Below are 6,326 nucleotides of genomic sequence, written 5' to 3' on the forward strand. Positions count from 1 at the left end.
GAAGATCACGATGGAACTCCGCACGCTCGGCAGCCAGGGCCTCACCGTCTCCGCGTACACGGCGTCCGGGCCCGCTGCTGCGTCAGGGCTGCCGGGGCGATCAGGCCTCGGTGCTCTCCTCGGTCTCGGCCTCGGCGGCCGGGGCCTCGACGGTCTCGCCCGACTCGTCGGTCTCGTCGTCGAAGTTGATCTCGTTGCCCTCGGTGTCGACGACCTTGGCGGCCTCGACCACGGTGGCCAGCGCCTTGCCGCGGGCGACCTCGCCGACCAGCAGCGGCACCTGGCCACCCTGGACGACCTGCTGCGCGAACTGGTCCGGGGTGAGGCCCGAGCCGGCGGCGCGGCGGATGAGGTGCTCGGTGAGCTCCTCCTGGTTAACACCCAGCTCCTCGTCGGCGACGATCTGGTCCAGGACGAACTGGGTCTTGATGCCCTTCTTCGCCTGCTCCTCGAGCTCGCCCAGGTACTCCTCCTCCGACTTGCCCTGGGTCTCCAGGTAGGTCGCGAGGTCGAGGCCCATCGGCTCCAGCTGGTGGTGCTCCAGGTTGTGCTTGCGGGTCTGGATCTCGTCCTTGAGGAGCTTCTCCGGGAACTCGATCTCGACCAGGCCGAGCAGCGCGTCGAGGACCTTCTCCTGGGCCTGGGTGGCCTGGTCGTACTCCTTCATGCGCTCCAGGCGCTTGCGGGAGTCGGCCTTCAGGTCCTCCAGGGTGTCGAACTCGCTGGCCAGCTGGGCGAACTCGTCGTCCAGCTCCGGCAGCTCCTTCTCCTGGACGGCGGTGACGGTGACGGTGACCTCGGAGGTCTTGCCCGCCTGGGTGCCGCCCTTGAGCTCGGTGGTGAAGGTGGCGGTGCCACCGGCCTCCAGGCCGACGACGGCGTCGTCGATGCCGTCGATCAGGCGGCCCGAGCCGATCTCGTAGCTGACGCCGGCGGCGGTGCCGTCCTCCGGCACCTCGCCGTCGACCTTGGCCTCGAGGTCGACGACCACGATGTCGCCGGCGGCGGCGGCGCGCTCGACGTCCTTGACCGAGGAGAAGCGCTCGCGCAGCTGCTCCAGGGACTTGTCGACGTCCTCGTCGGTGACGACGATCGGGTCGACGGTGACCTCGATGGAGGAGAAGTCCGGGAGGGTGATCTCCGGGCGGACGTCGACCTCGGCGGTGAACTTCAGGTCACCACCGTCGGCGATCTTCTCGACACCCTCGATGTTGGTGATGTCGGGCTGGCCGAGGACCTCGATCTTGCCCTCGTCGACGGCCTGCGTGTAGAAGCGCGGGAGGGCGTCGTTGACGGCCTCCTCCAGCACGGCGCCACGACCGAAGCGCTGGTCGATGACCCGGTTCGGGATCTTGCCCTTGCGGAAGCCCGGGACCGAGACCTGCTGGTTGATCTTCTTGTACGCCGCGTCGAGGCTGGGCTTGAGCTCCTCGAAGGGCACCTCGACGGTGAGTCGAACCCGGGTCGGGTTCAGAGTCTCGACGGCGCTCTTCACGGTTAGGTCTCCTATGGGCTTGCGGTCAGGTTGCCTGCGCCTTCCCCTGCCGCCGGCCGGGGCCGGGTCGGGCGGGTCGGGCGAGACGGGCGATGGGCGGTTGGAGCTGCATCTCCCGTGGGGGGTGGACGGTGAGCGTGACTCCTCGCCCTCGTGCGGTTGACCTGGGTGGACGCCACAGGGACTACCGCCAGCGCCCCATCCTACCGGTACCACGAAAGGCGGACGCCAGGACGCCACCGCCGACGGCCGTCCGACCCCTCCGGACGGGCCCCGGAACCGCCCCGGCAAGGGTGCGGCGACAGGGCGGGGCGGCAGTTGGGTGAGGTTCGACACGGGCACACGGCAGCGGCACGCGGATACGCCAACAGGGCCCCGCCGTGGACGAGACCCTGCCGCACGTCGGGGTGACCGGATTCGAACCGACGGCCTTCCGCTCCCAAAGCGGACGCGCTACCAAACTGCGCCACACCCCGTGGTGCCGAGAGGAAGCGTACACGCCGGGGCCCCGCCGGTTCGGCGACATATCAGAGGCCGGGAAACGAATGTGGTGTGCACGCAGCCGACCGGACCAGGTACGCTGTTCCCGACCTTCCGGCAACGGCCGGGGGATCACGCGGGCGTAGCTCAATGGTAGAGCCCTAGTCTTCCAAACTAGTCACGCGAGTTCGATTCTCGTCGCCCGCTCCAGCCGTCCGGCCCCGGAGAGACCTCGACCGTCTCCCCGGGGCCGTTCGCTTTCCCCGACCTCCCGTCAGGCCCGGGCCGGCCGGGCCTCCCGGCAGCCGGAGGCCGTTCAGAGGCCGAGCCGCCCGGCGCGGGCGGCGGCCCGGTCCAGCAGCAGGTGCACGTCCCCCTCACGGGTGGTGGGCCGGTCGTTGTACTCGTCCGGGGAGTTCACCGGCCGGCCGGTCGCGTGCAGGACCTCCATCAGCTGGACCCGCGCGGTGCGGACGGTGGCCGGGGTGCCGTAGCCGTGCGCGAGGACGGCGGCCTGGGCGCCGAGCAGGCAGACCCGTCCGGCGGAGTCCCACATCGCACCCTGGAGCCAGCCGAAGGCGCCGATGTAGCGGGAGGCGAGCCGCAGGTGGTCGGCGGCGGTCACCGGGACCGGGCGGGCCGGGCGCCGGACCAGCCGGTCGAGCAGGGTGGGGCGCGGCAGCGGATGGCCGGCGTTCCACGGCCGGACGGCGGAACCGAACCGCGGGACGGAGTACGGGGCGTACGGGAGGGCGGCGCGCGCCGTGGCGGGCAGCGAGGCGAGGTACGCCTCGATCTCGGCGACCAGGCCGGAGCCGTCCGGGGCGAGGAGCTGCGGCGGAGGGGGCGTCAGGTCGGTGCGGGGCATGCGGCTCTCCAGGCGGTGCCTACGGTTACCGCTACCCAAAGTGGGGCACAAAGGGCATTCCCGCGACCGGAGCGGCGGGCGGCACCCGCCGGGCCGCGGCTCCGCGGCGGTTTCCCGGCGGGGCTCCGGGCCGATAGCCTCGGCGGCGTTCGAGCGCAGTTCGAGGCGGCTGCGGGCCCGAGGTGGCTGCGAGCCCGAGATGGAGGAGTAACCGTGCGTCCCCAGGACCGACTGGCCGTCATACAGCGCTGCGTGGTCCGGGAGATGGCGCGCCTCGGCCAGGTGTTCCGGGTCGACGGCGAGGTGGTGCGCGGCCCGGGGACGACGGCGGTGGCCGTCCGGGAGCACCTCGGCGACGACGGCGGCGCCGGCCACGTCGACCTGGGTTACGTGCTGCAGCTGGGCCGGTCGGACGCACCGGTGGTCTGGGACTGCGCGGCCGGCCTCGGCAAGACCGAGGAGGAGAAGCTCGCCAACGCCGTCCGGATGTGGGCGACCACCACCGCCTCGGCGCTGGTCGAGCTGGCCGAGGGCGGGGGCCGGCACGGCGACCACGCGGACCACCCGGAACTGCCGGGCTGGCACGCCGTGCAGGGGCCGGCGGCGGTGTTCGGCTTCGGCAACGAGCGGCTGGCCGGCTGGCTGGCCGAGCACCGCGTCCTGCCCGCGCTGGCGCCCGCGCTGCTGCCGGAGCTGGCCGGGCCCGGGCCGAACGGGGTGAAGCTGTTCCTGGGCGGCAAGGCCGGGGACGACGTCGCCGAGGTCCGGGTCAACGGCGTGGTGTCGGAGGCGGCCTCGGCGGCGCTGCGCTCGCTGGACTGGCCGCGCGGCGAACGGCTGTGCTGGGCCCGGCTGTTCGTCCTGCTGACGACCCGCGAGCCGGCGGTGCCGCCGCCCGCGCCGGCGGGCGCCGCGGTGCCCGCGCCGGTCCGTGCGTCCGTCCCCGCGGCGGTGCGCGCCCGGGGACTCTTCGGGCGCTGGTGGCAGGCCAGACGGGCCGGCCGGTGACCCGGACGGCCGCCCCCCGCTGATGACGCCCCAGGAGGACCCGGGGTCAGCTGGCGATGTTGGAGATGCTCTTGGCGATCTGGGTCAGGAAGTCCTGGATCGGCTTGGCGGCCGTGCTCTGGTTGAGCATGAAGCCGAACAGGGCGGCCAGGATGAAGTGCCCGGTCTTCAGCTGCTTGTTGCGGATGAAGATGAAGCAGATGATGCCGAACAGGACCAGCGCGGAGACGGAGAGTGCCACCCGGACTCACTTCCTCGTTTCATAGCGGGGTGCCATCGGCTGACAGCCCCTGCGAAGCCGGACCCCGGCCTGTCCGACGGTCCCGAGGCGGAACGGCAGTTCGTCCGGCGCCAAGCCGCCGGAGGGAGAGTCCGGTACGGCCGCACGGTGTCCGTCGTGCCGCACGTGACGCCCCCCATCCCCCGAATCCTGACCAGTCCCGCCCGGACTCAGTGTGGTCGACCGTGCCGATTGCGTAAAGGTCTGACTGTCAGCCGAACGCTGGCATCCTGCGATGCGAGACGAGTTTCCGCCGACCGCGACCATAGCCGAGACATTCTGACGAATCGTCGGCGGGGCCGCGCTGAGCGGCCGGGAAGCGCCCGGCGGGCGGGAACGGAACGGGCAGGTCCGCAACGGTGACGGCCCGTCCGAAATGGCTGAAGATCAGCTCCCGGGGTTGACAGTGGCCATCCCAAGCCAACCGCCCTGGCAGCGGCCCCGGCCGGGCCCGCCTCTCCCGCCCCGAGCCGGCGAACATCGCGAGCGGGCGACAATCCCGCCCCGAGCCGGCGACATCGCGAGCGGGCGACAGTCCCGCCCCGAGCCGAAGGGGCGCGCCGGTGCCGAAAGGGAGAAGGGCCAAGCCGCCGACGAAGGAGGTGGCGCAGTGCCCGCCGACCGTCGGCACCGGGCCAAAGCGCCCCGGAGGCGAGCGGGCGACAATTCAGTCCCGCCAGAGCAGCAGCACGGCCCGGTCGTCGTTGATGTCCCGGGCGACCGTCTCGATCAGCCGGGAGGCCGCGCCGGCGCCGGGGCCGGGGCCCGCGCCGGGGGCCAGCCGGTCGGCCTCGCCCATCAGCCGGTCCATGCCCTCGGAGAGGTCCCGGCCGGGCGCCTCGACCATGCCGTCGGTGCAGAGCAGCAGGACGTCGCCCCGGTTCAGCCGGCCGCGCACGCCCTCGAACTTGGCACCGTCGAAGATCCCGAGCGCCGGGCCCTCCTCGGCCTCCTTGATCTCCCAGTGCCCGGCGCCGGCCAGCCGCTGCATGCCGGGCAGGTGGCCGGCCGAGAGCAGTTCGTACTCGCCGGTGTCCAGGTCGAGCACCAGGTGGGCGGCGGTCGCGAAGCCCTCCTCCCAGGCCTGCCGGAGCAGGTAGCCGTTGGCGGCGGGCAGGAAGTCGTGCGCGGGCAGCGAGCCGAGCAGGCCGCCGAAGGCGCCGGAGAGCAGCAGGGCCCGCGAGCCGGCGTCCATGCCCTTGCCGGAGACGTCCGCGAGGACCACCTCCAGCACCCGCTGGCCGGGGCCGGTCCGGGCGGCGACCACGAAGTCGCCGGAGAAGGACTGCCCGCCGGCCGGGCGCAGCGCCATGTCGGCGTGCCAGCCCTCCGGGAGCCTCGGGACGCGGCTCTGCACCCGCAGCCGCTCGCGCAGGTCGAAGAGCATGGTGGAGCCGCCCCACCAGGGGACGCCGACCCGGCTGCGGAACTGGGCCAGCAGCAGGCCGCCGACCCCGGCCGCGCCGACCACCAGGGCGGCGCCGGGGGTGACGCCGTAGGTGTAGGCGTCCGGGTCGGCGCTGGCGACCCGCTGGCCGGTGTGGATCACGGACTCGGCGGAGAGGCCGAGCGCGGCCAGTGCGTACAGCATCACCAGGCTGCCCGGGCGCAGCAGCAGCGCGGCGGCCAGGATCGGCAGGACCAGGGAGGTGGGCGGGGCCCAGGCGGGGAACCAGATGTTGAGCAGGATCAGCAGCGGGACGAGCAGGGCGAGCACGCAGAGCACGGGCCAGTCGGCGGCGCCGCCGCGGAAGTAGTCGACACCGGCGGTGTGCAGCCTTCGGCGGACCCGGCGGAGTCTCTTGCGCAACCGGGCCGTCACGGGGTCGGGCACCGTGGCGGCGCCGGGCCTCGTCGCAGTCGTCTGGGGCGGTGTGCCCGGCGGTCTGCCAGCCATGGGGACCGACCATATCCACGGTTGCCGCCCGGCGTCGACGGCTCGGACGGGGGTGGCTCCGCCGTGGCGCGGGCGCGTCAGCCGGTTTCGGCCGATCGGGGCGGGCGTCGGCCGCTGCGTCAGGAAGCGTGCGGGGGCCGGGCGTACGAACCACGCGGGCGGTGCACGCGCCCCGCGCGCGGGGCGGTCGGTGCGCCGGGCGGGCGGAGGGGCGCTGTGGCCGAGAAGGCGACGGGCGTGGCCGACGCCTTCTGCCGGTAGGTGTCGGCGTACTCCACGTCCTTCTTGTCCGCCGTGT

Annotated in this window: 5 protein-coding genes and 2 tRNA genes; 2 read left to right on the plus strand and 5 right to left on the minus strand. The window is 73.3% G+C overall.

Translation table 11 applies throughout. The features are described from left to right. Nucleotides 1-100 precede the first annotated feature (100 nt). Nucleotides 101-1,495, minus strand: coding sequence for a trigger factor (tig, locus tag ABZ885_RS33210; protein ID WP_360197022.1), 1,395 nt, complete (start codon nt 1,493-1,495; stop codon nt 101-103). Between the two features lie 402 nt (nt 1,496-1,897). Continuing rightward, a tRNA-Pro gene (locus tag ABZ885_RS33215) sits at nt 1,898-1,971 on the minus strand. 140 nt (nt 1,972-2,111) lie between these two features. Between ABZ885_RS33215 and ABZ885_RS33220 the strand changes: the two genes are divergently transcribed. Further along, a tRNA-Gly gene (locus tag ABZ885_RS33220) sits at nt 2,112-2,185 on the plus strand. A 106-nt stretch (nt 2,186-2,291) separates the two neighbouring features. Here ABZ885_RS33220 and ABZ885_RS33225 read toward each other — a convergent pair. Then, complete coding sequence (locus tag ABZ885_RS33225; protein ID WP_360197025.1) at nt 2,292-2,843, minus strand: hypothetical protein; 552 nt, start codon at nt 2,841-2,843, stop codon at nt 2,292-2,294. A gap of 213 nt (nt 2,844-3,056) precedes the next feature. On the opposite strand from ABZ885_RS33225, the gene ABZ885_RS33230 reads away from it, so the two are divergent. Continuing rightward, nucleotides 3,057-3,851: a DUF6348 family protein gene (locus tag ABZ885_RS33230; RefSeq protein ID WP_360197028.1), complete on the plus strand. Its 795-nt coding sequence runs from the start codon at nt 3,057-3,059 to the stop codon at nt 3,849-3,851. 46 nt (nt 3,852-3,897) lie between these two features. Here ABZ885_RS33230 and ABZ885_RS33235 read toward each other — a convergent pair whose 3' ends face one another. Both ABZ885_RS33235 and ABZ885_RS33240 read right to left on the minus strand, forming a co-directional pair. Beyond that, the gene (locus ABZ885_RS33235) at nt 3,898-4,092 is read right to left on the minus strand and encodes a hypothetical protein (RefSeq protein WP_360197031.1); all 195 of its coding nucleotides are present in this window, start codon (nt 4,090-4,092) and stop codon (nt 3,898-3,900) included. A gap of 706 nt (nt 4,093-4,798) precedes the next feature. After that, nucleotides 4,799-5,941, minus strand: coding sequence for a PP2C family protein-serine/threonine phosphatase (locus tag ABZ885_RS33240; RefSeq protein ID WP_360197034.1), 1,143 nt, complete (start codon nt 5,939-5,941; stop codon nt 4,799-4,801). Nucleotides 5,942-6,326: the final 385 nt, after the last annotated feature.

The sequence above is a fragment of the Kitasatospora sp. NPDC047058 genome (assembly GCF_040643935.1).
GTDB lineage: Bacteria > Actinomycetota > Actinomycetes > Streptomycetales > Streptomycetaceae > Kitasatospora.